A 26975-nucleotide genomic window follows, 5' to 3' on the forward strand; every position below is an offset into this window, starting at 1 on the left:
CTCCATGAACGATGGGGTGGCTCAAGCGCCGAGACTGCGCGCGGTGTTGATGATGTTGATGCCGTTGAAGCGGGTGGTGGACGAACCGTGCGACACCGCCGAGACCTGGCCCGGCTGGCCCTTGCCGTCGAAGAACGAGCCGCCAAGGCGGAAGTCGCGTTCGTCGCAGATGGCCGTACAGGCGTTCCAGAACTCCGGCGTGCGGATCTGGTAGGCCGCGTCCTCGACCATGCCGGCGATCTTTCCGTCCTTGATCTGGTAGTACAGCTGGCCGCCGAACTGCGCGTTGTAGCGCTGCTGGTCGATGGAATAGGAACCACGGCCGTGGATGTAGATGCCGTTCTCCACGTCCTTGATCATGTCCTCCACGCTCAGTGGCTGCTTGCCCGGCGCCAGTGAGACATTGGCCATGCGCTGGAACTGCACGCTGGACCAGGAATCGGCGTAGCTGCAGCCATGCGACGCATCGCGGCCGAGGATGTGTGCCTCATCGCGCGTGGCCTGGTAATCGACCAGGATGCCGTCGCGGACCAGGTCCCAGCGCAGCGTCTTGACGCCCTCGTCGTCATAGCCGACCGCACCGAGGCTGCCCGGCTGGGTCTTGTCGGCAAAGAAGTTGACGATGTCGCTGCCCCAGCGGAAGCCAGCATCGCGCTTGTCCAGGGTGGCGAAGCTGGTGCCGGCGTAGTTGGCCTCGTAGCCCAGCACGCGGTCCAGCTCCAACGGATGGCCGACGTTCTCGTGGATGGTCAGGAACAGGTTGGAGGGATCCAGTACCAGATCGTACTTGCCGGGCTTCACCGACGGCGCCTTCAGCTTCTCGCGCGCATGCCGCGCCGCTGCGATCGCATCTTCAACCGGATCGTAGGAGTCGCGGTAGGCGGTGATGCCGCCGGGCAGCTGCACCTTGCCGCGCGCGTCGCCATCGAGGAACTCGTAGCCCATGCCCATCGGCGAGGACAGACCGGCGCGGGTGCGGAACTTGCCGGTGGCCTTGTCGATGGCGGTGGCTGTGAAGGGCAGCCAGATGCGATGGATGTCCTGGTCGATGAACGAGCCGTCGCTGGAGGCGAAGTACTTCTGTTCGTTGACCAGGAACAGGGTGGAATTGATGTAGTCGGCACCGGCGTTCATCGCCGCCGCATTCAGGCTCAGCAGCAGGTCGACCTTGTCCTGGATCGGCACCGCCATCGCGTTCTTGCGGATCGGGGTCTTCCAGCTCACATCGCCGACGCCGGTGACCGGTGCCAGCTGCACCGGCCGGCTCTGCAGGGGGGCGTTGGCGCGCGCGATGGCAGCGGCCTGCCCGACGGCGGCCAGGACCGCGGCGGGGGTCTGCTCGCGGGTGGCGGCGAAGCCCCATGCGCCGTTGACGATGACCCGGATGCCGATGCCGGACGACTCGCTGTTGGTGACGTTCTGCACCCGCGCCTCGCGGGTGATCACGGCCTGGTTGAGGTAGCGGCCGATGCGCACGTCACAGTAGGTCGCCCCGGCCCGCTTGGCAGCGGCCAGCGCGGCCTCGGCCAGCACCTTCCTGCGGGCCATGTCGCCCGGTTCGAGCAGCTGCTCGGCGGCGATCAACCGCGCGTGCGGCAGCAGCAGGCCGGCCATGCCCAGACCGGATAAAGCCAGGAACTCACGTCGTTGCACAGCGCTCTCTCTCTCTCGCGTGCGGCCGGCAACGGGCCAAGCCGATCACGTCAACTGCTCGACTTTCGCCAGCGGAGGGCAATCAGCACAAGTGACTGCAGTCATGGGTGGGGCGCGGCAGGGCTTGCCGCCCTGCACCTGCTGGAATCAACGTCAACGTCAAAAGCGGGCATTCCGTGTGATGGCGGGGTGGGTCCGGTTGCGGGGGACGGCGTGAATACGTCCCTGTAGCCTCGGTCGCGCCATCCATGGCGCTCACGCCCCCGCAACCGGACCCACCCCGCCTTCGACAGTTGGCCGGTGGCCAGCAGATCCACGCCATGCGTGGATGAAAGCTGTTGGATATCGAATCACATTCCGGGGTCAGATCCGTTCTCCTGCGGAAAACGGATCTGACCCCAAGAGTATTTCCGACAGATCGCGGCCAACTGTCGAAGGCGGGGCGCTGTGGGTTTGCGGGGTGTGAGCCGCATGGATGCGGCGACCAAGCCCCCATGGACGGGTTCACGGCGCCCCCGCAAACCCACAGTGCCCCGCCATCCCACGGAATGCCCGCGTTTGACGTTGATGTTGCTTAGGTGGGTGCAGGGCGCAGCCCTGCCGGACACCCTCCCTCGTGCACAATGGCCCGACCCCGTCCGGATGCCATCCCGATGTCGAGCAAGCCGTATTCAGAAGCCTGCGAACGCAACCGCGAACCGATCGCTGCCGCGCTCGATCCGTGGATGGGCGACCGCCACCGGGTACTGGAGATCGGCAGCGGCACCGGCCAGCACGCCGTGTTCTTCGCCGAACGCTGGCCCTGGCTGCGCTGGCAGCCCAGTGATCACCCGGACCATCTGCCGGGTATCGAGGCGTGGCGCGCCGAGGCGGCACTGCTGAACCTGCTGCCGCCGGTGGCGCTGCAGGTTGAACTGCCACCGGCAGCAGGGCTGCCGGTGCCCGAGGGCAGTCTGTTCGACGCCGCATTCAGTGCCAATACGCTGCACATCATGAGCTGGGAGCACGTGCAGGCGCTGTTTGCCGCGTTGCCGTCGGTGCTGCGACATGGCGCACTGCTGGCGGTGTATGGCCCCTTCAACTACGGCGGCCGCTACACCAGTGACAGCAATGCGCGGTTCGATGAGTGGCTGAAGGCGCGGGATCCGCGCAGCGGCGTCCGCGATGCGGAGGCCGTGCAGGCGCTGGCCGCGGAAAGCGGCTTCACCCGCCTGCGCGATGTGGGGATGCCGGCCAACAACCGCCTGTTGGTGTGGCGGTTGGGCTAGGCAACCGCCGCGGCTGACGGTGGCCGGTGCTCCTCCGGCTCAAGCCACCTGCACGATATGCAGCGCCTTCGGGTTGCGCCACTGCGCCAGCAGCGCAGCTTCCCGCGCCTTGGCGCTCTCCACATGCGCTTCCTTGACGTGGCCGAAGCCGCGGATGTGCTCGGGGATGCTGGCGATCTCCACGGCCAACGCCAGGCGACCGTCATCCAGCCCGTCCAGCAGCAGCTGCACGGTGGCTTCGTAGTTGCCGATCAGCTTGCGCTCCATGCGGCGCTCGGCAGTGCGGCCGAACACATCGAAGGCACCGCCCCGCAGGAACTTCAGCTTCGCCAGCAGGCCGAACGCCTTGAACATCCACGCGCCGTACTCCTTCTTCTGCAGCCGGCCCTGTTCATCCTTCTTCGCGAACAGCGGCGGCGCCAGATGGAAGCGCAGCTGGTAGTCACCCTCGAACTGCTGCTGCAGCCGGCGCTGGAAATCACCGCTGGTGTACAGGCGGGCGACTTCGTATTCGTCCTTGTAGGCCATCAGCTTGAACAGATAGCGGGCCACGGTCTCGGTCAGCGCGGTCGAGCCGCCGATGCGCTCGCGTTCGGCGGCGCGCACGCGTTCGACCACGCTGCGGTAGCGATCGGCGTAGGCGGCGTCCTGGTAGTCGACCAGGAACGCGGCGCGGCGTTCGATCATTTCATCCAGCGAGCGCGACAGGCGCGCGTCGTCCAGCGGCAGGAAGGCAACCTCGCCGCCATGCGAGGGCAGGCCACGCAGTTCGCGTTCGTCGCCGGTGTTGCGTGGCGCAGCGGTGGCACCCCACTCGTTGCCTTCCCATTCGCCCGGTGGCAGCGGATGCAGCGGGCCGGGCGTGGATTCGGTATCGGTATGGCGGTTGCGCACCAGGCCGGCGGCCTCCTGCACGGCCTGCGGATCGATCGCCGCCAGCCGGCCCCAGGCGAAGGCCTGCTGGTTCATCGCCACCGCCGCGCCGTTGAGCTCGATGGCACGCATCAGCGATTCGAACGACAGCGGCACCAGGCCCTGCTGCCAGGCGTAGCCGAGGATGAACAGGTTCGCGGCGATCGCATCGCCCAGCAGCGCCGTGGCCAGCTGGGTGGCATCGAGCAGCAGCGGCTCATCGTCGCCCAGCGCCACGCGCACGCCGGCGATGATGTCGGCCGCCGGGAACTGCATGTCGGGACGGGTGGTGAACGTGCCCGGCATCGCTTCGTAGGTGTTGAGCACGACCTGCGAGCGGCCTGCGCGCACCTTCGACAGTGCCCAGTAATCGTTGACCACCACCATGTCGCAGCCCAGTACGAGGTCGGCCTCACCGGCGGCGATGCGCACGGCGTGGATGTCCTCCGGCCGGCGTGCGATGCGGATGTGGGTGGTCACCGCGCCGCCCTTCTGCGCCAGGCCGGTCTGGTCGAGCACCGTGGCGCCCTTGCCCTCCAGGTGGCCGGCCATGCCCAGCAACGCGCCGATGGTGACCACGCCGGTACCGCCCACGCCGGTGATGAGGATGTTCCAGGGCTGCTCCAGGCTGCCGCGCACCGTCGGCGCCGGCAGGTTGTCCAGCAGGGACGATGCATCGCGCCGGTTGCCCTTTCGCGGCTTCCCGCCATGCACCGTGACGAAACTCGGGCAGAAGCCATTCACGCACGAGTAGTCCTTGTTGCAGTTGGACTGGTCGATCTCGCGCTTGCGCCCGAACTCGGTTTCCTTCGGCAGCACCGATACGCAGAAGCTCTTCTTGCCACAGTCGCCGCAGCCCTCGCAGACCAGCGAGTTGATCATCACGCGCTTGGCCGGATCTTCCAGCTTGCCGCGCTTGCGGCGCCGCCGCTTCTCGGTGGCGCAGGTCTGTTCGTAGATCAGGATCGAGACCCCCTTCACCTCGCGCAGGCGCTTCTGCACCTCGTCCAGCGCGCTGCGGTCGTGGAACTCGACGTCACTGGGGAAATGCTCGCGCTGGCGGGTCCACTTGGCGATGTCGTCGGACAGCACCACGATGGTGTGGATGCCTTCGGCGCGCATCTGCCGGGCGATATCCGGCACGCTGAGCGGGCCATCCACCGGCTGGCCACCGGTCATCGCCACCGCATCGTTGTAGAGGATCTTGTAGGTGATGTTGACGCCGGCCGCGATCGCCTGGCGGATCGCCAGCGAGCCGCTGTGGAAATAGGTGCCGTCGCCTAGATTCTGGAACACGTGCGGGGTATCGGTGAACGGCGCCTGCCCTGCCCAGGTCACGCCTTCGCCACCCATGTGGGTGAACGTGTCGGTGCTGCGGTCCATCCAGGTCACCATGTAATGGCAACCGATGCCGGCCAACGCACGTGAACCGTCCGGCACCGTGGTGGAGGTGTTGTGCGGGCAGCCCGAGCAGTAGTGCGGTACGCGCGGGAAGCTGGCGCGCGGCAACGCGAGCTCGGCCTCCTTCTGCTGCATCCACTGCAGGCGCTGTTCGATCGACTCGTTGTTGAAGAACCGCTGGATGCGCCGGCCGATCACGCCGGCGATGGTGGCCGGGGTCAGCTCGCCGGTGGACGGCAGGATCCATTCACCGGCTTCGTCGTACTTGCCGACGATGGACGGGCGCGGGCCCCAGCTGGCCGGCCAGTTGAAGAACTGCTCCTTCATCTGCCGCTCGATGAAGGCGCGCTTCTCCTCCACCACGATGATGTCGTCCAGGCCCTGCGCGAAGCGGGCGATGCCTTCCGGCTCCAGCGGCCAGGTCATGCCGACCTTGTAGACGCGGATGCCGATGTCGGCGCAGGCGGCCTCGTCCAGGCCCAGGTACTCCAGTGCCTGCAGCACATCCAGGTAGCTCTTGCCGGTGGTGACGATGCCCAGCCGTGCACGCGGCGCGTCCATCACCACCCGGTCGATGCCGTTGGCGCGGGCGAAGGCCTGCGCGGCCTTCACGGCATAGCGGTGCAGGCGCATCTCCTGGTCCAGCGGCGGGTCCGGCCAACGGATGTTGAGGCCGCCGGCCGGCATCGGGAAGTCGTCCGGCAGCACGATGCGACGCGCCAGCGGATCCACGTCGACCGATGCCGACGATTCCACCGTCTCGGCGATGGTCTTGAAGCCGACCCAGCGCCCGGTATACCGGCTCATCGCCCAGCCGAGCAGGCCCATGTCGAGAATGTCCTGCACGCCCGCCGGATTCAGCACCGGCATCATCGCGCTGACGAATTCATCCTCGCTGCCGTGCGGCAGGGTGGAGCTGCGGCAGGCATGGTCATCGGCCGCCAGCGCCAGCACGCCGCCATGACGGGACGTGCCTGCCGCATTGGCGTGCTTGAAGACGTCGCCGCAGCGGTCCACGCCCGGGCCCTTGCCGTACCACATGCCGAACACGCCCTGTACGTTGGCGCCGGGGAACAGGTTGGTCTGCTGGGTGCCCCAGACCATGGTGGCGCCCAGGTCCTCGTTCAGGCCCGGGGTGAACTTCACCCGCGCGGCCTCCAGGTGCGTGCGGGCGCGCCACAGCTCCAGATCGAAGCCGCCCAGGGGGCTGCCGCGGTAGCCGCTGATGAACCCCGCGCTGTCGATGCCTTCGGCGGCATCCCGCAGCCGCTGCATCAGCGGCAGCCGCACCAGCGCCTGCACCCCGCTCAGGTAGATCCGTCCCTCGTTGCGGGTGTACTTGTGATCGAGCGTGTAATCACGGTCGATCAGGTCGGCGGAAGAGGGCGAGGTGAGTTGCGCGGTACTGGTCATGGCTGGCCCGGTCAGGATCGGCTGGCACCGGCCGCGTGCAGGCACGCGACGGGGAAGGCGCGAATTGTAGCAGTGAGGCCGCGCAGGCCCCGGCACTCGCGCCGGCGGCCATGCTGCGGTTAGGATCAGGAGGAGAGAGAGGGGCTGCGGTCGCAGCCCGGGGGAAGAAGGAATGTCAGTGGCAGTAAAGATCCTGACCGGCATCCTGCTGGTCTCGGGGGCGGCCTCCGCGTGGGCGGCGCCGGTATTGCCGGCGCCACAGGAGTTCTATTTCGACAACGATGCCGCGGCTGCGCCGATGGTGGTCGTGCAGCAGTCGCAGGGCGATGCCCTGGTGGCGCAGCTGCTCAAGCAGCGCGAGCGTGGCCGGCGCGTGGTGGAAGCGACCGTGCAGCTGGCCTCGGTGGCGATCGCGCAGGGCCGTACCGAACTTGGCGAGCAGCTGTACCGCGAAGCATTGAAGGATGCCCCGGTGCAGAGCAGCGTCGGTCGCGGCGTACGCTGGAACTATGGTTGGGACCTGCTGCGGCAGGGGCAGCCGGAGGCCGCGCTGGAGCAGTGGCAGGCCGCCGCCGGCAGTACGCTCAGCAAGCCGAGCTGGTTGCCGCCAAGCTACGCGTTGGCACTGTGGCGCCTGGGGCAGAAGGAGCAGGCAGTGCAGTGGTACGCCGCTGCCGTGCGCACCGAACCGTCGCAGTGGAGCGACAGCAGCCGCTACGCGCAGCTGCTGCCGCAGTGGCGCGAGGACGAGCGCGCGTCGCTGGCCGAAGTACAGCAGGCCTGGGCTGCCGCGCCGCCGGCCTGGCCCTGAGGGCAGGCGTGGTGCCGGGGTGCACCCGGCACCTGCAGAGGGCAACAGCCTGCGGCGCGGGTGGCAGACCGCTCAGTCGTCCGCAGACACCGTGCGACCGGACGCCCACTCGCGCAACGCCGCCACCTGCTCGGCCATCAGCACCGACAAGGGCCGTGTCGCCCGGATCTCGCCCATCAGCGTTTCGGTATCCAGCGGCCTGTTCTCGGCATGGGCCGCATACAGCCCGGCCACGATGGCCTGCTCGATCTCCGCACCGGAGAACCCGTTGGACGCTGCGGCAAGCGCCGGCAGCGCGAAGTCGTCCGCAGTGAGCTGGCGTCGCCCCAGGTGCAGGCGCAGCAGTTCCACCCGCACCTCGGGCGAGGGCAGGTCGACGAAGAAGATCTCGTCGAAGCGTCCCTTGCGCAGCAGCTCCGCGGGCAGCTCATGCACCTGGTTGGCGGTAGCGACGATGAACACCGGCGCCTTGCGTTCGGCCATCCAGGTCAGCAGGTAGCCAAGCACGCGGCGCGATACCCCACCGTCGTCGCCACCACTGGCCAGGCCCTTCTCGATCTCGTCCATCCACAGCACGCAGGGCGCCAGCTGCTCGGCCGAGGCCAGGGCCTGGCGCAGGTTGGACTCGGTCTCGCCGTGGTACTTGTTGTACAGCGCGCCCACGTCCAGGCGCAGCAGCGGTACGCCGAACCCGGCGGCGGTGGCCTTGGCCAGCATCGACTTGCCGCAGCCCTGCACGCCCAGCAACAGCATGCCGCGCGGTGGATCCAGCCCTGCCGGTGCCGAGCCGGCGATGAACGCGACACGGCGCTGGTTGATCCAGCGCTTGAGCCGGTTGGCGCCGGCCACGTCGCCGAAGCGCGCGCTGTCATGCTCGAAGAACAGGTGGCCGCTGCGGTTGAGCAGCTCGAACTTCAGCCGCGCCAGCTGCGGCAGGTCGTCGTCGCGCAGCGCACCGTCGGCGTAGATGAGCTGCCGGGCGATGCGCCGGGCGTCGACCAGGCTCAGGCCCTGCAGGTTCTTCAGGATCTTCTTCACCGCCTCGCTGTCGACCTCCACGCGGCGGCCGCCGTGCTCGCGTGCATAGGCATCGGCCTCTTCGCGCAGCATCTTCAGCAGCGCATTGGCGTCGGGCAGGCGCGGGTTGAAGCGCACCGCCAGGGCTTCCAGCTCGGCCGGCAGTTCGACCTTGGCACCGATCAGCACCAGCACATGGGGTTCGCTGTGGCGGCGCTGGATCAGGTCGCGCAACGCGCGCTGGTGGCTGGCATAGCCCAGATAGGGATGGAAATCGAGCAGCAGGTACACCCCGCGCTGGTCGGCCTGGCGGATCATCTGCAGCGCCGCGCTGGCATCGGGCGGTCCGACCGGCGCATCCTCGCTGTCCAGATCGATGCGGCGCAGGCCCTCGGTGATCGACCAGCGGTGCAGGGCCCGCCATACATGCATCAGTGTCTGCCGGAACAACTCGACGATGCGGCCCTCGTCCTGGGTCTCCACCACGATCAGGGGGGTATTGGCGCGGATCAGCGCGCTCAGGTCCTGCAGTTCGCTCATGCGGGTTCGATCCTTCGGGGGCGCCACCATAGCAAAGCCGATGCCGACAGGTTCAGCGCGGCTCTACCTCCCGTCACCATCGCCGGTGTACGCTCGGGGCACGTACCCGGAAGCGAGGCTGGCATGAAGACGATCCTGGTGGCCGGTTCCAAGGGCGGGGTGGGCAAGACCACCGTCGCCACCCACCTGGCCGCGTACGCGGCATTGCAGGGCAAGGCCACGGTGATCGCCGATGCCGACCCGCAGGGCTCCAGCACCCGCTGGGCACAGCGTCGCGCCGGCCTGGAAAGCGCGGTGCTGCCGATCGACGTGTACCGGAAGAAGCAATGGGCGCAGAAGCTGCCCGATGGCACCGAGACCGTCATCATCGATGCGCCTGCCGGCGCGTTGGCCGACGATATCCCCCATTTCCTTGATGCCGCCGATGCAGTGGTGGTGCCGGTGCTGCCCTCGGCGCTGGACATCGAAGCCATCGTCGGCTTCCTCAACAGCCTGGCCCAGGTGCCGCGCGTGCACAGCCGCAAGCTGCCGGTGGGGCTGGTGCTCAACCGCACCAAGCCCTGGACCCAGACCTCGCAGCAGGCGCTGCAGATGCTGGCCGAATGGCCGTACCCGGTGGTCGCACAGCTGCGCGACAGCCAGAGCTACGTGGTCATGACCGGCCTGGGCCGCAGCCTGTTCGACTATCGCTCCGCCCAGGTGCGCGAGCACCAGGCCGACTGGGAACCTCTGCTGTCCTGGCTGAAGCTGTGACCGTTCACGCCTGGGCCCTTGCTCCACTCCCCGATTCCATGGATATCCGCGATGCGTGAACTGATCCTGCTGCGCCATGCCCACGCCGAACCGGCCACCCCGGGCCAGGCCGACCTCGACCGGCCCCTGTCGCCGGTCGGGCTTGCCGAAGCCGAAGCCGCCGGCCGCTGGCTGAAGGAGAACAAGCTGCTGCCGGATTGCGTGCTGTGCTCGCCTTCGCGGCGGACCCGCGAAACCCTGGAAGCGGTGATGGCGGCCATCGGCTATGTCGAAAAGCGCCTGGAAGACCGCATCTACGAAGCCACCCCGGGCACCCTGGCGGCACTGGTGGATGAACGCCGCGATCTCGACCGCGTGCTGGTCGTGGGCCACAACCCCGGCCTGGAACGGCTGGTGGCCCTGATGACCGAAGGCAGCAGCAGCGATTACCGCGGCATGCCGCCGGCCGGCATCGCGGTGCTCGGCTTCCCGCGCGAAGCGGCGATCGAGCCGGGCGTGGCCAGCCTGAACGCCTTCTGGTGGCCGTGAGCCGATGAGCCTGCGGTGGCCCGGCCGCTGCCTGTTGCCCCTGCTGCTGGCACTCGCCCCGGCCTGGGCGGGCGTGCCCCAGCCAACCACGTTGCCTCCGGTGCGCGCCGATGGCCCCCGCGTGCTGCTGCTCGACAGCCAGCATTCGCGCATCGGCTTCGAAGTACGCACCCGCTTCGGGCAGCGCATCGAGGGGGTGTTCCCGCAGTTCGAGGGGCGCATCGAGGTGCTCTCCGACGGCCGCCACCAGGTGCACCTGAAGATGTTCACCCGTTCGGTGGAGATTCCCGGCAAGGCCCGCTACACCGGCTGGATGCGGGGCGAGGAGTTCTTCGACGCCGGGCGGCACCCCATGGTGGAGTTCGATTCGCTGCCCTACTGGCCCGACACGGTGGCCGAAGGCGGCGACATCGAAGGCCGTCTGACCCTGCGCGGGGTCAGCCATCCTGAATCGCTGCGGGTCGAGAAGGCGCAGTGCGCCCGACCCGGCTATGATTGCGACGTCGTCAGCCGCGGTACCGTGCAACGAGGCCGGTATGGCATGGACAGCTGGCAGCTTGCCTTGAGTGACCGAGTGACCTTCGTATTGCGAGCGCGCCTGAGCGAGGCGCCGAAACCGTGAATCTGCTGCTGCGGGTGCTGGCGCTGGCAACGGTGTTGCTTGGCAGTGGCTGTGCGTCGCTGTCGCACGCCGAGCGCGACCGTGCCGAAGCGATTGCCGTGCAGGCGCGCTCCACCGAGGTCGACTGCCAGCGTGCCGACCGCTGCGCGCAGGAGTCGCCGCTGCGCGCGCTCGCCGGCCGCGCATTCAGCGAGTCCACCGAAACCCGTCCCCGTCATTACGCCACCCTGCTGGACGAGGGGGAGGGCGCACTGGTCGCGCGCCTGAACCTGTTGCGCAGTGCCACCCGCAGCATCGATCTGCAGACCTATATCTTTGACAAGGACGACAGTGCCCGGCTGGTCATCGATGAACTGCTCGCCGCCTCGAAGCGGGGAGTGAAGGTGCGGCTGCTGATCGACCAGCTCTCGGCCATCTCCGACCTGCAGATTCTCGGCGCCCTGTCCGGCGCCCACGAGAACTTCCAGCTGCGGGTGTACAACCCCACCTTCGGCAAGGCGCGGCTGAACTACTTCGACTATGCCGGCAGCGTGCTGTGCTGTTTCCGCCGCTTCAACCAGCGCATGCACAACAAGCTGCTGGTGATTGATGACGCAATCGGCGTGGTTGGCGGCCGCAACTACCAGGACGACTATTACGACTGGGACCGCGAGTACAACTTCCGCGATCGCGACGTATTGATCGCCGGCCCGGAAGTGCGCGAGATGGCGGCCAACTTCGATGCGTTCTGGCGCGCCCGCCGCAGCGTGCCGGCCGAACGCCTGAACGACGTCGGACGCACGCTGCTGCGCGAGGGCGTGCCGGCCCTGCCGCCCGCCACCTTCCGCCGTCCCGAGCGGGTGCAGCGGGTCAGCGCGGAGGCCAACGACATGGACTTCGTCACCCGCTCCTTCGTCGACACCGCGTTGCCGGTGGCGTCGGTGCGCTACGTCGCCGACCTGCCGCGAAAGCATCGGCGCGAAAAGGTCGATGCGCCGCTGGCCAGCCAGCACGTCACCGAGCCACAGCTCGACGCACTGATCGCCAGCGCGCAGCACGAAGTGATCCTGCAGACGCCGTACCTGGTGCTGTCCAAACCCGCGCAGACATTGTTCCGCGATCTGCGCAAGCGTCCGCAGCCGCCGCGCGTGCTGGTGTCCACCAACAGCCTGGCGGCCACCGACAACCCGATCGTCTACGCGCTGTCGTACAAGTACAAGCGGCGCAACATGCGTGAGCTGGGCTTCAACATCTTCGAATACAAGCCGTTCCCGCTCGATGCGCCGGTCGACTACCGCAACCTGCTGCCGGACCCGATCGAGGCGCCGCCGGGCCAGGACAGTGGCGGACGCAATCCGTTGATCGGCGGCAGCGCTGCCGGCAGCAATGCCCGCAGCGGCGGCACGTCCACCGCCACCGACGCCACCGCCACCACGAGTGGCGCCGACGAAGCGCCGGCGGTTTTCCGCCCCCGCACCGGCAGCGCCTACGAGAATGCGCGGGCGCGCCGCCGCGCCGCCGGCAGTGAAGTGGAAACGCGTCTGCTGCGCACCGAGACGCGGCCTTCGTTCCTGGGCAGCAAGGCGGTCAACAAGCCGCTGCCTGTGACCCGCAAGGGTGCGCGCATGGGGTTGCACGCGAAGTCGCTGGTGGTCGACCGCCGCATCGGCGTGGTCGGCACCCACAACTTCGATCCGCGCAGCGAGAACTACAACACCGAAGGTGCGGTGATCATCGACGATCCGGTGTTCGCCGAGCAGCTGGCGCAGAGCATCCTGCGCGACATCCACCCGCAGAACTCCTGGACGGTCGCGCCACGCGCCAAGCCGCCGGTGCTGTCCGGGCTCAACTACAGCGTCGGCAAGGCCTCCGAGGCCCTGCCGATCCTCGATTTCTGGCCGTGGCGCTACGCCACCGACTACGAGTTCAAGCCGGGTCCGGACTGCCCGCAGCCGCTGCCCCGGCAGAGCCCGGACTTCCACCAGTGCTACGTTGCCGTGGGCGACTTCCCCGAAGTCAACGTCGGACCGAAGTGGCTGCTGGTGCGCATGCTGACCGCGTTCGGCGCCGGCCTCGTCCCCATCCTCTGAAGGTGCCCGCATGACCCAGGTGTTCCGCGAAGCCGTATCCCTCGAGCAGCTCAACGCGCTCAGCCGCAACACGGCCATCGCGTCGCTGGGCATCGTCTTCAGCGCTGCCGGTGAAGACTGGCTGCAGGCCACCATGCCGGTGGACGAGCGCACCCGCCAGCCCTACGGAATTCTGCATGGCGGCGCATCGGTGGTGCTGGCCGAGACCCTGGGCAGCAGCGCGGGGAATCTGTGCGTGGAGGCCGGCAAGCAGATCTGCGTGGGCCTGGAGATCAACGCCAACCATGTGCGCGCGGTGCGTTCGGGCACCGTCACCGGTACCGCACGCGCGCTGCACGTGGGTCGCAGCACGCAGCTGTGGGAGATCCGCATCGAGGACGAGCAGGGCCGGCTGGTGTGCATCTCGCGGCTGACCCTGGCCGTGGTGGCTGCCGGCCACGGCTGAGCCCCTGGCCAGGCCCGCGACAGCGGCGGAACCCAGCGTTCCCCGCCGATTGCCCCGATCAAGCGGATTTATGGCCTGAACCAGCTGGCAGCGATGGCAGCCCTCCGGTATCGTGCGCGGATGACTTCCCCCACTCCGGCCCCCCGCGGCGGCGTGGCGCGTGTGTGCCGTTACCTGTACCGCGTACCGCTGCTGTTGGTCCACATCCTCGTGTTCCTGCCGCTCACCCTGCTGGGCATGCTCGCGCCGTGGGCGAACCTGCGCGTGGGCCAGGACCGTCTCGGTGCCAAAGTGGTGAACGCGTGGCAGGGCGGCCTGATGTGGATCTTCGGTTTCCGCCTGGTGCGCTTCGGCCAGCCGCTGCCCGGCGCGGTGCTGTTCGTCGCCAACCACGTCAGCTGGGTCGACATCAGCATCCTGCACAGCCAGCGCATGATGGGCTTCGTCGCCAAGCGCGAGATCGCCGGCTGGCCGGTGGTCGGCTGGCTGGCCGCGCGCGGCCAGACCATCTTCCACCAGCGTGGCAACACCGAGTCGCTCGGTGGGGTGATGCAGGTGATGGCCGATCGCCTGCGTGAAGGCAAGGCCGTGGGCGTGTTCCCGGAGGGGCGCACCCGCGGGGGCCACGAAGTGGGCCCGTTCCACGCCCGGATCTTCCAGGCGGCAGTCGAGACCGGTGTGCCGGTGCAGCCGGTGGCGCTGGTGTACGGAACGAAGGGCGACGCGCAGACGATCGTGGCCTTCGGCCCGGGCGAGAGTTTCTTCGCCAATTTCCTGCGCCTGCTCGGTGAGCCGGCGCGACGTGCGGAAGTGCACTTCCTGGCACCGATCGGTGCCCAGGACCTGGAAGGCCGTCGGCGCATCGCGGAGACCTCGCGCGCGCGCATCGTGGCGGCCATGAGCGGGGAGTGAGGCCGTGGTGGCCCTGGTCCCGCCACCGCCTGTCGACGCATCCGCGTCGATGCTGACTGCGGCCGATTACCAGCCGCCGCGCTGGCTGCGCAATCCCCACCTGCAGTCGATGCTCAGTTCCAGCCGCATGCGCCTGCAGCGCGGCCTGCTGCTGCTGGCCGCCACCGGCGCAGTCAGCGAGGAAATGATCCTCGATGGTGGCGAGGGCGTGCGCCTGCAGGGCTGGCACAGCCACGTCGAGGGGCGCGAGCCGCGTGGCATCGCACTGCTGCTGCATGGCTGGGAAGGCAGCGCCGAGTCCAGCTACATGCGCATGGCCGCCGCGCGCATGCTCGAGCAGGGCTTCGACGTGGTGCGGCTGAACTTCCGTGACCATGGCAACACCCATCACCTCAACCCCGGCATCTTCCATTCCAACCTGATCGACGAAGTGGTGCATGCCGCGGGCGACGTCGCCCAGCGCTGGCCGCACCTGCCGCTGGTCGCCGCTGGCTACTCGCTGGGAGGCAACTTCGTGCTGCGCCTGGCCCTGCGTGCGCCGGCAGCCGGCGTGCCGCTGCTGCGGGTGGCCTCGGTGTGCCCGGTGCTGGACCCGGCGTTGACCATGGAGAGCATCGAGAACGGCCCGGCGATGTACGACTGGTATTTCCGCCGCAAGTGGACCGTCTCGCTGCGCCGCAAGCGCGACCTGTTCCCCGAGTTGAGTGACTGCGACGATCGCGTGCTGAAGCTGGACATCCGCGCGCTGACCGCATGGCTGGTCGAGCGCCATACCACCTTCGGTTCGCTGCAGGCGTATTTCGACGGCTACTCGATTGCCGGTGATCGCCTGTCCGGGCTGCAGGTGCCGGCCGACATCCTGATGGCACAGGATGATCCGGTGATCCCGTATTCCACATTCCGCGACTGGCAGCTGCCACGCCAGGCGCATCTGGAAACGGCGTGCTGGGGCGGTCACTGCGGTTTCCTGGAAAACTGGCGTGGTGACGGCTTCTCCGAGCGCTGGGTGGCACAGCGCCTGCGGCGGGTTCTGCAGGCCTGAACCGGGACCGGCGCGCAGGCCGCTACAATGCGGGTTTGCCCTTGAACCGGACCGCCATGCAAGACCAGATCATCCAAGCGTTGCGCCAGAACGAGGCCGGCCAGGCCGTGCAGCTGGCCCAGGCGTGGACCCGTGACGAACCCGGCCTGGCCGCGGCCCACCGCTGGCTGGCGCTTGCGCTGCAGCAGCAGGGCAAGCCCAGCGACGCAATGGACGCCCTGCAGCAGGCGCTGCGGCTGGCCCCCGACGATGCCCAGCTGCATCTGCAGCATGCCGGCCTGCTGTTGGCGCTGCGCGAATACCAGGGCGCCGACGAGGCGCTGCTGCGTACCACCGATCTCAATCCGAACGCCTTTTCCGCCTACCTGATGCAGGCGCACCTGGCGATCGGCCGCAATGACTTCGACGAAGCCCAGCGCCTGTCGACCCTGGCCGCGCGCGTCGAACCGGATCACCCCGATCTGCTGCACATCGACGGCATGATCGCCCTGCGCCGTGACGATCCTGATCGCGCGCTGGTGCTGCTGTCGCAGGCCAACCAGGCCCAGCCGAATGATCCGCGCGTGCTGTATGCACTGGGCTTTGCCTATCTGGGCAAGGACATGCTGGCATTCGCCGAGCAGGCCTTCCGCCGCGTGCTGGAGCTCAACCCGTCGCTGTCGTCCCTGCACGGGCTGGTCGTGCAGCTGGCGTTGCGGCAGGGCAATCTCGAGGCCGCCGCCGAGGCCATGCAGGTGGCGCTGCAGCAGCCAAGCATGGACCACGCATCGCTGCGGCGATTGGCCGGTGAGCTGGCGCTGCGCAGCGGGCAGCCCTTGCAGGCGCTGGAGCACCTGCTGCCGCTGCTGGAATCGCAGCCGGCAGACCGGCAGATGCTGCAGCTGCTGCTGATGTCGTGGCAGCGGCTGGGCCGCGAGGAAGAAGCGCGCGCACGCCTGGATGCGGCGCTGGAAAACAACCCGCAGCTGCATGACCTGTGGCTGGCACGCCTGTCGGTGGAAGAGGTGGGCAGCGATGCGGCGGTTGCCGTGGTCGAGCGCTGGATCGAAGCGATGCCTGGCCATGTGCCCGCCCTGGAGGCGCGTCTGCGGCTGCACGACATGGCGGGTGAGCACGCACAGGCTGAAGGCATCGCAGAACGCATCGTCAGCCTCGAGCCGGGCCGTGTCAGCGCCGAGTCCCGCCTTGTCGAGGGCCTGCTGCAGCGCGACCCCGCTGCTGCCGTCGCCCGCGTGCAGGCGCTGATCGAACAGGCCGCGGAGGGCCATCGCGCTGACCTGCGCACCTGGCTGGGCGAGATCCAGGATCGCGCCGGGCAACCGGATGCTGCCCTGGCAACCTGGCTGGCGCTGCAGGCCGACCAGGCGCCGCAGCGCCTGCCGCTGCCGCCGCAGGCGAAGGCACCGCCGAGCTGGCCGGACAAGGGCAGTGTCGACGAATCCAACACGTCGGCGCCGATTTTCCTGTGGGGCGCACCGGGTTCGGGTGTGGAGCGCGTGGCGACCGGCCTGGCCGCTGCCAGCCCGGTGCTGCGCAGTGATCGCTACACCAGCAACCCGCCGGATGACGCGTTCCAGAACTACCACACGCTGCAGGACCTGGCGTCCGGCGTGCTGACGCCGGAGCGGCTGGTGCAGCGCTGGCGGGAGCAGCTGCCGGCGCGCGGCGTGCAGGGCGACACGATCATCGACTGGCTGCTGTGGTGGGACAACGCGCTGCTGTGGGCCCTGCGCCCGCAGCTGCCGCAGGGCCGCCTGCTGATCGTCCTGCGTGATCCGCGCGACATGCTGCTGGACTGGGTGGCCTATGGCGCTGCCGCGCCGCTGGCGATGACCTCGCTGGCCGAGGCCGGCGAATGGCTGGCGCGTGCGCTGGCCCAGGTCGCGACCCTGAACGAGGAAGATCTGTACCCGCATGTGCTGCTGCGGATCGATCACATCGGCAATGATGCGCAGGCGATGGCCGAGCTGCTGGGACGCCTGTTCGAGCGCCCCATGCCCGTGGCAGCCCAGCTTGGCGTGCCGCGCTTCCCGCCGGGCCACTGGCGCCACTACCGCGACGTGATGAGCGCCGCTTTCGCCCAGCTGACACCGATCGCGGTGCGCCTGGGCTACCCGGAAGAGTGAGGACCGTCCGATGAAACTGAGCAGCCACAGCCTGACCAACGGCGCACCGATCGACCGCGAATTCGCCGCCGGCGACACCGCCGGTTTCGCGCCGGACCGCAATCCCCACCTGGCCTGGAGCGATGTGCCCGAGGGCACCCGCTCGTTCGTGCTGATCTGCGTGGACCCGGATGTGCCGACCGTGCCGGACACCGTCGGCCGCAGTGATATGACGGTGCCACGCGACCAGCCGCGCTGCGACTTCGTGCACTGGGTGATGGCCGACATCCCTGCCAGCGTGCACGAGATCGCCGCGGGCAGCTGCAGCGATGGCTTCGTGGTCAAGGGCAAGGCCGCACCGGCCGGTCCGGCCGGCAGCCGGCAGGGCCTGAACGACTTCACCGGCTGGTTCGCCGGCAATCCGGACATGGCCGGTGATTACCTGGGCTACGACGGCCCGTACCCGCCGTTCAACGACGAGCGGCTGCACCGCTACTTCTTCCGTGTGTTCGCGCTGGACGTGGCCGCGCTGGCGTTGCCGGAGCGCTTCACCGCCGCGGATGTCCATCGCGCCATGCATGGCCATGTGCTGGCCGAGGCGGCGCTGCACGGCACCTACACGTTGAATCCGGCGCTGGCCTGACCGCGCAGCGTGTTTCTGCAGCGCCGGGCAGTACGCCCGGCGGCAATGAAGAAGGGCGGCCCTGCGGCCGCCCTTCTGCATGCTTACTTCTTCTCGACGGCCGACTCGACCACCATGTCCAGCACATACGCCTGCGACGGCGCATCGGCCGGCGGGTTCTTCACCTCGTAGCGCTTCACCCGCACGACGTTGCGCACGCCGTCTTCGTGGGTGTAGCCCTCGATGTTGCCGTAGAAGTTCTCGAACTTGCCCGGCTCGCCCTGCTTGAGGCCCTTGTCGTCATACTTCACCTCGCGGACCTGCAGGCACTGGTAGTCCGGGATCAGCGGGTGCGAGCACTTCTCGGTCCGGGCGGCCACTTCCAGGAACACGGTTTCGCCGGCGCCGCCATAGCGGGTTTCAGCGGTGGGTTCCGGAGCGAAGACCAGCGTGTCGCCCTGTGCGCTGGTCAGGGTCAGCGTGCCGGCGGCATCCTGCTCCGCCTTCAGTTCGCCCTGCAGGCGGCTGGATACGGCCTCGTCCAGCGCCATCAGCGACTTGTCCGCGCAGGCCATCATCGTCGAGGCCATCGCGCTGACACTCAGCTTTCCGTCGGCCAGGGTGTAACCGCCACTCATGCGGTTGCAGGTATTGCTGACCGACAGGCGGCCATCGACGAAGTCCAGGGTGACCGGCTTGTCTTCACGGGCGAACAGCGCGTCGATGCGCTTGCCGTCGGCGGCCGTGGCCTTCTGCAGCCGCCAGTGCTGGCTCTGCAGGCGCTGCGCGTCCAGGTGCGCCAGCGTCTGCTGGTCTGCCGCCTTGGTCGCCGCCGGGGCCACGTCGTCGCCGCCGGTTCCGGCCGGGGCCGGGGTCTGGCTGCAGGCGGCCAGCAGGGCCAGCGGGAGGAGCAGGGTGAGCTTGCGGTTCATGGTGATTCTCCTTGGGGAACCGAGGGGGAAACGGGGCGGGGCCGGCAACGGGGTTGCCGTTCCCCGCCGCTGTTCAGGTGCCGGACGGCAACCACAGCAGCAGTGCGGCACCCAGCGCGATGCGGTACAGGGCGAACGCGGTGAAGCGGTGCGATTTGATGTAGCCCAGCAGCCACTTCACTACGATGAAGCCGGTGATGACGGCGGCAACGAACGCCACGCCGACATCGGCCCAGTTCTCGCTGGCCAGTTGTCCCTTCTTGGCCAGCTCGAGGAACGCATAGGCGCTGGCGGCGAACATGGTGGGAATGCCGACCAGGAACACGAACTCGGCGGCGGCTGCGCGACGGCTCAGGCCCAGCAGCATGGCCAGGAAGATGGCCGACGCCGAGCGCGAGGTGCCGGGGAACACGCCGGCCACCACCTGTGCCAGACCGACACCGATCGCCACCGTCCAGGTAACCTGGTCGCGGTCGGGCAGGCGCGCGGTATACAGCTCCACCAGCAGCATCCAGATGCCGCCGATGATCAGCGCCCAGGCGATCGGGCTGACCGTTTCCGGAAGTTCCCAGCCGAGCAGGCGCACCGGCAGCCCGACCACGGCGGTGACCAGGAATGCCGCGCCCAGCTTGAACACGTAGTCGCGGTTCTCGCGCTGTCCCAGGCCGGTGGCCAGACTCCACAGGCGCTGGCGGAACACCAGCACCACGGCCAGGATCGCGCCGGCCTGGATGATGATGTTGAAGAAATCCGAACGTGCGCCCAGCCAATGCTGGGCGATCAGCAGGTGGCCGGTACTGGAGATCGGCAGGAATTCGGTCAAGCCTTCGAGGATGCCCAGCAGCAGGGCGGAGAGCAGGTCGGACATGGACAGTGCGGGCGCGTGCGGCGGAAGAAGGTCGAGAGGATAGACCATCCATGCCGCACCAAAGGGGTGCATCCGCGTGCCTGCGCACCCCTTTGGTGCAGGCTGTGCCGCACTGACTCAGTGCACGCTGTGTGAAATCAAGGACTTGCAGGGCGCAAAAAGTTGGCACGGTCATTGCTGTACCTCAGCAGGCATTCATTCCCATCCGAGGTCGTACCGATGTCCGTGGAAAACGTTGAGAAGCTGATCAAGGACAACCAGATCGAGTTCGTCGATCTGCGCTTTGTCGACATGCGCGGTGTCGAACAGCATGTCACCTTCCCGGTCAGCATCGTCGAAGCGTCGCTGTTCGAAGAAGGCAAGATGTTCGATGGCAGCTCGATCGCCGGCTGGAAGGGCATCAACGAATCGGACATGGTCCTGCTGCCGGATCCGTCCAGCGCCTATGTCGATCCGTTCTACGCCGATCCCACTCTGGTGATCAGCTGCGACATCCTCGATCCGGCCACCATGCAGGCCTACGGCCGCTGCCCGCGCGGCATCGCCAAGCGTGCCGAGGCCTACCTGAAGTCCTCGGGTATCGCCGAATCGGCGTTCTTCGGCCCGGAGCCGGAATTCTTCATCTTCGACTCGGTCCGTTTCGCCAATGAAATGGGCAACACCTTCTTCAAGGTCGACTCGGAAGAAGCCGCCTGGAACAGCGGCGCGAAGTACGACGGCGCCAACAGCGGCTACCGCCCGGGCGTGAAGGGCGGCTACTTCCCGGTGCCGCCGACCGACACCCTGCACGACCTGCGTGCGGAAATGTGCAAGACGCTGGAACAGGTCGGCATCGAAGTGGAAGTGCAGCACCACGAGGTGGCCACCGCCGGCCAGTGCGAGATCGGCACCAAGTTCAGCACCCTGGTGCAGAAGGCCGATGAGCTGCTGCGCATGAAGTACGTCATCAAGAACGTCGCGCACCGCAACGGCAAGACCGTCACCTTCATGCCCAAGCCGATCGTCGGCGACAACGGCAGCGGCATGCACGTGCACCAGTCGCTGTCCAAGGGCGGCGCCAACCTGTTCTCCGGCGACGGTTACGGCGGCCTGAGCCAGCTGGCGCTGTGGTACATCGGCGGCATCTTCAAGCATGCCCGCGCCATCAATGCCTTCGCCAACTCGGGCACCAACAGCTACAAGCGCCTGGTGCCGGGCTTCGAAGCACCGGTGATGCTGGCCTATTCGGCGCGCAACCGTTCGGCGTCGTGCCGCATTCCGTGGGTCTCCAACCCGAAGGCACGCCGCATCGAAATGCGCTTCCCCGATCCGATCCAGTCCGGCTACCTGACCTTCACCGCGCTGATGATGGCCGGCCTGGACGGCATCAAGAACCAGATCGACCCGGGCGCACCGAGTGACAAGGACCTGTACGACCTGCCGCCGGAAGAAGAGAAGCTGATTCCGCAGGTCTGCTCCTCGCTGGACCAGGCGCTGGAAGCGCTGGACAAGGACCGTGAGTTCCTGAAGGCCGGCGGCGTGATGAGCGATGACTTCATCGACGGCTACATCGCGCTGAAGATGCAGGAAGTGACCAAGTTCCGCGCGGCGACCCACCCGCTGGAATACCAGCTGTACTACGCCAGTTGACCGGGCGGCGATGGCGGCGGGCTTCCCCCTCCCACCCGCCGCCATCGCCTCCGATCTTTGCGGCTGGGGAGCCGCAGGGTGGGCTCCGGCCCACCGTGGTAGAGCGGACCGTGGGTCCGTTGATCCAGGGGCAAGAGAGACCGGATACGCGACATGGGCCGCCCTCCCTCCCGCGTCGGTCGTGCAAGGAGAGAGGCACGACCGTCCCGGCCCCGTTCGTGTCCGGTGCAACAGCCACGGCCATCGATGTGATGGCCCGTGGTTGCCTGATGCCATCGCGCGTTGGCGCGCTGGCCCCATCCACCATCGGGACATGCGCATGAAACTGATCTCCGCCATCATCCGACCGTTCAAGCTCGACGAGGTCCGCGAGGCCCTCTCCGATGCTGGCGTGTCGGGCATCACCGTGACCGAAGTGAAAGGCTTCGGCCGCCAGAAGGGCCATACCGAGCTGTACCGCGGCGCAGAGTACGTCGTCGATTTCCTGCCCAAGATCAAGATCGAAACGGTGGTCACCGACGAGCGCGCCGATGCGGTGATCGAGGCGATCCAATCGTCGGCAGGTACCGGCAAGATCGGTGACGGCAAGATCTTCGTCACCGCCGTCGAACAGGTCATCCGCATCCGCACCGGCGAAATCGGTGCAGACGCGCTGTAACCCCCTTCCGGAGACTCCCCCAATGAAGATGCGCCTTCTTACCGGGTGGCAAGCCCGGTTCCATCTCGTGTGCCTGCTGATGCTGCTCAGCGCGCTGGCCGCGGGCGTCTGGCCGGGCAACGCCCACGCCCAGGCCCAGGTGACACCGTTGAGCAGTGAACCGGTAGCGGTCGAGCCGCTGCAGGCACCGGCCGCCGCCGCTCCCGCGGCTGCCGAGGCTGCGGCCCCGGCCTTCGATCACGGCGACGTCGCCTGGATGCTGACCTCCACCCTGCTGGTGCTGTTGATGGTGGTGCCGGGCCTGGCCCTGTTCTACGGCGGCCTGGTGCGTTCGAAGAACGTGCTGTCCGTGCTGAGCCAGATCCTGGTGGTGTTCTCGCTGGTGCTGCTGCTGTGGGTGTCCTACGGCTACAGCGCGGTGTTCAGCGCCGGCAATCCGTTCTTCGGTTCATTCACCGAGTTCGCGTTCCTGAAGGGCTTCACGCCCGACTCGGTCGGCAACACGCCGATCGCGGGCCTGCCGGATTATCTGTTCGTCGCCTTCCAGTCGACTTTCGCCGGCATCACCACCGCGCTGATCGTCGGTGCCTTCGCCGAGCGCATCAAGTTCCGTGCGGTGCTGCTGTTCTCGGCATTGTGGTTCACCTTCAGCTACATCCCGATGGCGCATATCGTCTGGGGCGGTGGCTACCTGGGTGAGCTGGGCGCGATCGACTTCGCTGGCGGTACCGTGGTGCACATCAACGCCGGCGTTGCCGGCCTGGTCGCCGCGTGGTTCGTCGGCAAGCGCCTTGGCTACGGCCAGACCGCGCTGAAGCCGCACAACGTACCGTTCACCTACATCGGCGCGATGCTGCTGTGGGTGGGCTGGTTCGGCTTCAACGCCGGCTCCGCCGCCGCGGCCGATACCGTGGCATCGCTGGCCTTCCTCAACACCGTGCTGGCCACCGCCGCCGCAGTGCTGGGCTGGACGCTGGTGGAAGCCATCGGCAAGGGCAAGCCGTCGGCGCTGGGTGCGGCCTCCGGCGCGGTGGCCGGCCTGGTCGGCATCACGCCCGCGTGCGGCACGGTCGGGCCGCTGGGTGCCATCGTCATTGGTTTTGTCGCCGGCACCGTCTGCGTGTGGGGCGTCACCGGTCTCAAGCGCCTGCTGAAGGTGGATGACACGGCCGACGTGTTCGGCGTGCACGGCGTCGGCGGCATCGTCGGCGCGATCCTCACCGGTGTGTTCAGTGCGCAGTCGCTGGGCGGCACCAAGGCCGATCTGGATATCGGCCACCAGGTGTGGGTGCAGGTGGTCAGCGTCGGCCTGACGGTGGTCTGGTCCGCCGTGGTGACCGCGGTCATCCTGCTGCTGGTGAAGGTGGTGGTCGGCCTGCGCGTGACCGAAGAGGCCGAACGTACCGGCCTGGACGTCACCTCGCACGGCGAATCCGCGTACGAGGCCTGATGCAGGGGCGGGCGGTCCGGAAGGGCCGCCCGCACGCTGTGCAGCCGGGCCATGCCCGGCTGCGTCCGTCAGGGCACCGGCCACGCGCCGCGTGCGCCTCCATGCACGATCCATCCCGATCGCGCACAATCAGGGGCATGCACCCGATCCGCACGTCCCTGCTGCTCTCGGCCTGCCTGCTGCTGGCCGCCTGTGCGTCCGCTCCGCCGGAGCCGCGCAATCCGCTCGCGACCTGGGTGCCCTCGCCGAACCACAACGCGCGGGGTCCGGTCATCATCGTCATCCACCACACCGAACAGGATTCGGTGCAGCAGAGCCTGCGCACGCTGCGCACCGCCAACAGTGGCGGCCGGGTCAGCGCGCATTACCTGATCGGCGCCGATGGCCATCGCTACCAGCTGGTGAGCGATCAACGTCGTGCCTGGCATGCCGGCACGGGCCGATGGGGCACCATCACCGACCTCAACTCGGCGTCCATCGGCATCGAGCTGGACAACAACGGCCGCACACCCTTCAGCGCGGCGCAGATCGAATCGTTGATCGTGCTGCTGCGCGACCTCACCGCGCGCCTGGACATTCCGCCGCGACAGGTCATCGGCCACGCCGACCTGGCGCCGACGCGCAAGCAGGATCCCAGCCGTTTCTTCCCGTGGCAGCAGCTGGCAGAGGCCGGCTTCGGCGTGTGGCCGCGCGCCAGCGATGGTCCCGCACCGGAAGGCTTCGATGCCTGGAATGCGCTGGCCCGCTTCGGTTACCCGCTGGAGGATCGGGACGCGGCGGTGGCCGCGTTCCACCGTCGATTCCGTGGCAGCGATGATCTGCCGAAGACGCTGGATGCGGAAGACGCGCGCATCCTGTACTCGCTGCTGCTGCAGACGCCGTGACCGGCAGCGCCGGGTCGGAATGCCGGTAGCGCCGGGCCGTGCCCGGCGAGCGCACAGCGCGGGATCCGCTTTCCGCCGGCCATGGGCCCGCGCTTCACCTGCATGAGGTTGCCGGGCCAGCACCCGCCCCACTACATTGCGACCATGATCACTGTTAAGTCGTTGCCGCGCGCGCTGCTCCTCCTGCTCGGTGCAGCCCTGCTCGCCGCGTGTTCCACCACCGGCACCCGCCCAGGCACGCCTGCCGCTGCCACGCCCGCTGCGGCCACCTACGCCAGGGTTGAATGGAGTGCGCTGCCACCAGTCTCGGACAGCGACCTGCAGGCCGGCTTCGTCGCCTGGCGCAGCAGCTGCACCCGCCTGAAGAACGATGCGGTCTGGGCCAGACCCTGCGCCACAGCCGCTGCGGTTTCAGACAAGGACCCGGCCGCCATCCGCCAGTTCCTGCAGCGTGATCTGGACGTCTATGCGCTGCGTGCGGGTGGCCAGCAGGCCGAAGGCCTGATCACCGGCTACTACGAGCCGATCTACCCCGGCAGCCTCAGCCGCACGGACACGGCAACAGTGCCGGTCTATGGCACCCCCGATGATCTGATCGTGGTGCAGCTGGACAGCGTCTACCCCGAACTGAAGGGCAAGCGCCTGCGCGGCCGCCTGGACGGCAAGGTACTCAAGCCCTATGACGACGCAGGCACCATCGCCGGCAAGGGTGCCAAGGCGCCGGTACTGGCCTGGCTGACCGATCCGATGGACCTGCAGCTGCTGCAGATCCAGGGCTCGGGCCGGGTTCGCCTGGCCGATGGCACGCAGGTGCGGCTGGCCTACGCCGAGCAGAACGGCCATCCCTATCGCGCGATCGGCCGCTGGCTGGTGGAGCAGGGCGAGCTGCGCAAGGAAGACGTCACCATGGACGCCATCCGCACGTGGGCGAAGGCCAATCCCGCGCGTGTTCCGGAGCTGCTGCGCAGCAATCCCAGCTACGTGTTCTTCGTGCGCAGCGCCGACAGCCCGGAAGGCCCGCGCGGTTCGTTGAACGTACCGCTGACTGCCGGCTACAGCGTTGCCGTGGATCGCACCGTGGTACCGCTGGGCAGCCTGCTGTGGCTGTCGACCACCCGTCCGGACGGTACGCCGCTGGTACGCCCGGTGGCCGCGCAGGATACCGGTGGCGCCATTGCCGGCGAAGTCCGCGCCGACCTGTACTGGGGCACCGGTGATGCCGCTGGGAAGCTGGCCGGCGACATGAAGCAGCAGGGCAGCCTGTGGATGCTGTGGCCGAAGGGTGCGGCATTGCCGGCCCGCTGACCGCTGACCGCTGACCGCTGACCGGGCCGCGGCGATGCCCGCGCGGTAGCGGTCGCGGGCCATGGGGATTGGCGGACGAACGGTCAAATTTTAAGGACTTTGCGTAGCAAACAGTCCTGGAAAGGGGCGCAAAGTGGACCTGTCGAAACCCACTCACTTCGCAGGAGATTCCACCATGAACACCGTCACCCGCACCCTGGCCGCCACTGCCCTGGCTCTGTCCCTGCAGGCCGGCCTGTCCGCCCAGGCTGCGCAAGCGGCGCCCTCCACCGCCGTCACCGCCGTCGCCCGTACCGCCAGCACCCTCACCACCGCCGATGGCGTGCAGCTCTACTACAAGGACTGGGGTCCGAAGGATGGCCCGGTGGTCACCTTCAGCCACGGCTGGCCGCTGGACTCGGACAGCTGGGAATCGCAGATGATCTTCCTGGCCGACCATGGCTACCGCGTGATCGCGCATGACCGCCGCGGTCATGGACGCTCCAGCCAGCCGTGGGAAGGCAACGACATGGACCACTATGCCGATGACCTGGCCACGGTGATCAACACGCTGGATCTGCATGACGTGACGCTGGTGGGCTTCTCCACCGGGGGGGGCGAAGTGGCGCGCTACATCGGCCGCCATGGTACCGGCCGGGTGAAGAAGGCCGTGCTGATCAGCTCGGTGCCGCCGCTCATGCTCAAGACCGCCGACAACCCCGGCGGCGTACCGATCGAAGTGTTCGATGGCCTGCGCAAGGCGCAGCTGGAAAACCGCTCGCAGCTGTACCGCGACATTCCCTCCGGCCCGTTCTATGGCTTCAACCGCCCCGGCGCGAAGGTTTCGCAGGCCATGATCGACGCCTGGTGGGCGCAGGGCATGCTGGGCGGGCACAAGAACACCTACGATTCGATCGCCGCATTCTCGGCAACCGATTTCCGCCAGGACCTGAAGAAGTTCGACGTGCCGACGCTGGTGATCCACGGTGATGACGATCAGATCGTGCCGATCGACGTTGCCGGCCGCATGTCGGCCAAGCTGATCAAGGGCGCCCGCCTGATCGTCTACCCGGGTGCGCCGCATGGCCTGACCGAAACCCACAAGGACAAGGTCAACCAGGACCTGCTGGCCTTCCTGCAGCAGAAGTGAGTGCAGG

The 26975-nt window shown here is 68.0% G+C and carries 22 protein-coding genes; 17 read left to right on the plus strand and 5 right to left on the minus strand.

Going from position 1 to position 26975, the window contains the following annotated elements:
• Nucleotides 1-21: 21 nt before the first annotated feature.
• Nucleotides 22-1653, minus strand: coding sequence for a TldD/PmbA family protein (locus N5J29_RS04995; RefSeq protein ID WP_065182083.1), 1632 nt, complete (start codon nucleotides 1651-1653; stop codon nucleotides 22-24).
• A gap of 653 nt (nucleotides 1654-2306) precedes the next feature.
• Here N5J29_RS04995 and N5J29_RS05000 point away from each other — a divergent pair.
• On the plus strand, nucleotides 2307-2921 hold the full coding sequence (locus tag N5J29_RS05000) for a DUF938 domain-containing protein (protein WP_164152952.1): 615 nt from the start codon (nucleotides 2307-2309) through the stop codon (nucleotides 2919-2921).
• Between the two features lie 39 nt (nucleotides 2922-2960).
• Here the strand turns inward: N5J29_RS05000 and N5J29_RS05005 are convergent, their stop codons facing one another.
• Nucleotides 2961-6647 (minus strand): indolepyruvate ferredoxin oxidoreductase family protein, encoded by a 3687-nt coding sequence (locus tag N5J29_RS05005; protein ID WP_164152953.1) that lies wholly within the window; start codon nucleotides 6645-6647, stop codon nucleotides 2961-2963.
• A 172-nt stretch (nucleotides 6648-6819) separates the two neighbouring features.
• Here N5J29_RS05005 and N5J29_RS05010 point away from each other — a divergent pair, with 172 nt between their 5' ends.
• Complete coding sequence (locus tag N5J29_RS05010; protein WP_065182080.1) at nucleotides 6820-7458, plus strand: tetratricopeptide repeat protein; 639 nt, start codon at nucleotides 6820-6822, stop codon at nucleotides 7456-7458.
• 72 nt (nucleotides 7459-7530) lie between these two features.
• Here the strand turns inward: N5J29_RS05010 and N5J29_RS05015 are convergent, their stop codons facing one another.
• Nucleotides 7531-9015: an AAA family ATPase gene (locus N5J29_RS05015; RefSeq protein ID WP_065182079.1), complete on the minus strand. Its 1485-nt coding sequence runs from the start codon at nucleotides 9013-9015 to the stop codon at nucleotides 7531-7533.
• Between the two features lie 123 nt (nucleotides 9016-9138).
• On the opposite strand from N5J29_RS05015, the gene N5J29_RS05020 reads away from it, so the two are divergent.
• The 9 genes from N5J29_RS05020 (at nucleotide 9139) to N5J29_RS05060 (ending at nucleotide 18134) form a co-directional block, all read left to right on the plus strand.
• Nucleotides 9139-9768 carry a ParA family protein gene (locus N5J29_RS05020; protein ID WP_053519980.1) on the plus strand — a complete coding sequence of 210 codons (630 nt, stop codon included), beginning with the start codon at nucleotides 9139-9141 and terminating at the stop codon, nucleotides 9766-9768.
• Between the two features lie 51 nt (nucleotides 9769-9819).
• Complete coding sequence (locus tag N5J29_RS05025) at nucleotides 9820-10296, plus strand: histidine phosphatase family protein (protein ID WP_053519979.1); 477 nt, start codon at nucleotides 9820-9822, stop codon at nucleotides 10294-10296.
• Nucleotides 10297-10300: 4 nt separating this feature from the next.
• Nucleotides 10301-10918 (plus strand): YceI family protein, encoded by a 618-nt coding sequence (locus N5J29_RS05030; protein ID WP_164152954.1) that lies wholly within the window; start codon nucleotides 10301-10303, stop codon nucleotides 10916-10918.
• Nucleotides 10915-12987 carry a phospholipase D family protein gene (locus N5J29_RS05035; RefSeq protein WP_065174132.1) on the plus strand — a complete coding sequence of 691 codons (2073 nt, stop codon included), beginning with the start codon at nucleotides 10915-10917 and terminating at the stop codon, nucleotides 12985-12987. Before N5J29_RS05030 ends, N5J29_RS05035 begins: the two co-directional genes overlap by 4 nt.
• A gap of 10 nt (nucleotides 12988-12997) precedes the next feature.
• Nucleotides 12998-13432 (plus strand): hotdog fold thioesterase, encoded by a 435-nt coding sequence (locus N5J29_RS05040; RefSeq protein ID WP_053519976.1) that lies wholly within the window; start codon nucleotides 12998-13000, stop codon nucleotides 13430-13432.
• A 120-nt stretch (nucleotides 13433-13552) separates the two neighbouring features.
• Nucleotides 13553-14344, plus strand: coding sequence for a lysophospholipid acyltransferase family protein (locus N5J29_RS05045; RefSeq protein WP_053519975.1), 792 nt, complete (start codon nucleotides 13553-13555; stop codon nucleotides 14342-14344).
• A 7-nt stretch (nucleotides 14345-14351) separates the two neighbouring features.
• Nucleotides 14352-15386, plus strand: a complete 1035-nt coding sequence (locus tag N5J29_RS05050; RefSeq protein ID WP_080375346.1) for an alpha/beta fold hydrolase — start codon at nucleotides 14352-14354, stop codon at nucleotides 15384-15386.
• A gap of 56 nt (nucleotides 15387-15442) precedes the next feature.
• Entirely contained in the window at nucleotides 15443-17512 is a 2070-nt protein-coding gene (locus N5J29_RS05055; protein WP_164152955.1) for a tetratricopeptide repeat protein, read from the plus strand.
• Between the two features lie 10 nt (nucleotides 17513-17522).
• Nucleotides 17523-18134 (plus strand): YbhB/YbcL family Raf kinase inhibitor-like protein, encoded by a 612-nt coding sequence (locus N5J29_RS05060; RefSeq protein WP_065182075.1) that lies wholly within the window; start codon nucleotides 17523-17525, stop codon nucleotides 18132-18134.
• A gap of 83 nt (nucleotides 18135-18217) precedes the next feature.
• Here N5J29_RS05060 and N5J29_RS05065 read toward each other — a convergent pair whose 3' ends face one another.
• Both N5J29_RS05065 and N5J29_RS05070 read right to left on the minus strand, forming a co-directional pair.
• Entirely contained in the window at nucleotides 18218-19045 is an 828-nt protein-coding gene (locus N5J29_RS05065) for an META and DUF4377 domain-containing protein (protein WP_053520265.1), read from the minus strand.
• A 73-nt stretch (nucleotides 19046-19118) separates the two neighbouring features.
• Entirely contained in the window at nucleotides 19119-19913 is a 795-nt protein-coding gene (locus N5J29_RS05070; protein WP_053520271.1) for an undecaprenyl-diphosphate phosphatase, read from the minus strand.
• Nucleotides 19914-20132: 219 nt separating this feature from the next.
• Here N5J29_RS05070 and glnA point away from each other — a divergent pair, with 219 nt between their 5' ends.
• The 6 genes from glnA to N5J29_RS05100 all read left to right on the plus strand — a co-directional run bounded on the left by glnA (nucleotide 20133) and on the right by N5J29_RS05100 (nucleotide 26968).
• Nucleotides 20133-21542, plus strand: coding sequence for a type I glutamate--ammonia ligase (gene glnA, locus N5J29_RS05075; RefSeq protein WP_053520266.1), 1410 nt, complete (start codon nucleotides 20133-20135; stop codon nucleotides 21540-21542).
• A 319-nt stretch (nucleotides 21543-21861) separates the two neighbouring features.
• Nucleotides 21862-22200 carry a P-II family nitrogen regulator gene (locus tag N5J29_RS05080; protein ID WP_004134334.1) on the plus strand — a complete coding sequence of 113 codons (339 nt, stop codon included), beginning with the start codon at nucleotides 21862-21864 and terminating at the stop codon, nucleotides 22198-22200.
• Between the two features lie 22 nt (nucleotides 22201-22222).
• Nucleotides 22223-23650 carry an ammonium transporter gene (amt, locus tag N5J29_RS05085; RefSeq protein WP_053520267.1) on the plus strand — a complete coding sequence of 476 codons (1428 nt, stop codon included), beginning with the start codon at nucleotides 22223-22225 and terminating at the stop codon, nucleotides 23648-23650.
• 137 nt (nucleotides 23651-23787) lie between these two features.
• Nucleotides 23788-24534 carry an N-acetylmuramoyl-L-alanine amidase gene (locus N5J29_RS05090; protein ID WP_065182073.1) on the plus strand — a complete coding sequence of 249 codons (747 nt, stop codon included), beginning with the start codon at nucleotides 23788-23790 and terminating at the stop codon, nucleotides 24532-24534.
• A gap of 144 nt (nucleotides 24535-24678) precedes the next feature.
• Complete coding sequence (locus N5J29_RS05095) at nucleotides 24679-25839, plus strand: MltA domain-containing protein (RefSeq protein WP_164152956.1); 1161 nt, start codon at nucleotides 24679-24681, stop codon at nucleotides 25837-25839.
• A 175-nt stretch (nucleotides 25840-26014) separates the two neighbouring features.
• A complete protein-coding gene (locus N5J29_RS05100) occupies nucleotides 26015-26968 on the plus strand; it encodes an alpha/beta hydrolase (protein WP_065182072.1) in 954 nt (317 codons plus the stop codon).
• The last annotated feature ends 7 nt before the right edge of the window (nucleotides 26969-26975 follow it).

It is taken from the genome of Stenotrophomonas sp. GD03680, assembly GCF_029844625.1.
Taxonomy (GTDB): Bacteria; Pseudomonadota; Gammaproteobacteria; order Xanthomonadales; family Xanthomonadaceae; genus Stenotrophomonas; species Stenotrophomonas maltophilia_P.

Coding starts and splice junctions, on each gene's coding strand:
- N5J29_RS05060 (WP_065182075.1), top strand. CDS start 17,523: ATGAAACTGAGCAGCCACAGCCTGACCAACGGCGCACCGATCGACCGC.
- N5J29_RS05015 (WP_065182079.1), bottom strand. CDS start 9,015: ATGAGCGAACTGCAGGACCTGAGCGCGCTGATCCGCGCCAATACCCCC.
- N5J29_RS05045 (WP_053519975.1), top strand. CDS start 13,553: ATGACTTCCCCCACTCCGGCCCCCCGCGGCGGCGTGGCGCGTGTGTGC.
- N5J29_RS05040 (WP_053519976.1), top strand. CDS start 12,998: ATGACCCAGGTGTTCCGCGAAGCCGTATCCCTCGAGCAGCTCAACGCG.
- N5J29_RS05025 (WP_053519979.1), top strand. CDS start 9,820: ATGCGTGAACTGATCCTGCTGCGCCATGCCCACGCCGAACCGGCCACC.
- N5J29_RS05005 (WP_164152953.1), bottom strand. CDS start 6,647: ATGACCAGTACCGCGCAACTCACCTCGCCCTCTTCCGCCGACCTGATC.
- N5J29_RS05090 (WP_065182073.1), top strand. CDS start 23,788: ATGCACCCGATCCGCACGTCCCTGCTGCTCTCGGCCTGCCTGCTGCTG.
- N5J29_RS05020 (WP_053519980.1), top strand. CDS start 9,139: ATGAAGACGATCCTGGTGGCCGGTTCCAAGGGCGGGGTGGGCAAGACC.
- N5J29_RS05010 (WP_065182080.1), top strand. CDS start 6,820: ATGTCAGTGGCAGTAAAGATCCTGACCGGCATCCTGCTGGTCTCGGGG.
- N5J29_RS05065 (WP_053520265.1), bottom strand. CDS start 19,045: ATGAACCGCAAGCTCACCCTGCTCCTCCCGCTGGCCCTGCTGGCCGCC.
- N5J29_RS05000 (WP_164152952.1), top strand. CDS start 2,307: ATGTCGAGCAAGCCGTATTCAGAAGCCTGCGAACGCAACCGCGAACCG.
- N5J29_RS05055 (WP_164152955.1), top strand. CDS start 15,443: ATGCAAGACCAGATCATCCAAGCGTTGCGCCAGAACGAGGCCGGCCAG.
- N5J29_RS05030 (WP_164152954.1), top strand. CDS start 10,301: ATGAGCCTGCGGTGGCCCGGCCGCTGCCTGTTGCCCCTGCTGCTGGCA.
- N5J29_RS05095 (WP_164152956.1), top strand. CDS start 24,679: ATGATCACTGTTAAGTCGTTGCCGCGCGCGCTGCTCCTCCTGCTCGGT.
- amt (WP_053520267.1), top strand. CDS start 22,223: ATGAAGATGCGCCTTCTTACCGGGTGGCAAGCCCGGTTCCATCTCGTG.
- N5J29_RS05070 (WP_053520271.1), bottom strand. CDS start 19,913: ATGTCCGACCTGCTCTCCGCCCTGCTGCTGGGCATCCTCGAAGGCTTG.
- N5J29_RS05080 (WP_004134334.1), top strand. CDS start 21,862: ATGAAACTGATCTCCGCCATCATCCGACCGTTCAAGCTCGACGAGGTC.
- N5J29_RS05100 (WP_065182072.1), top strand. CDS start 26,015: ATGAACACCGTCACCCGCACCCTGGCCGCCACTGCCCTGGCTCTGTCC.
- glnA (WP_053520266.1), top strand. CDS start 20,133: ATGTCCGTGGAAAACGTTGAGAAGCTGATCAAGGACAACCAGATCGAG.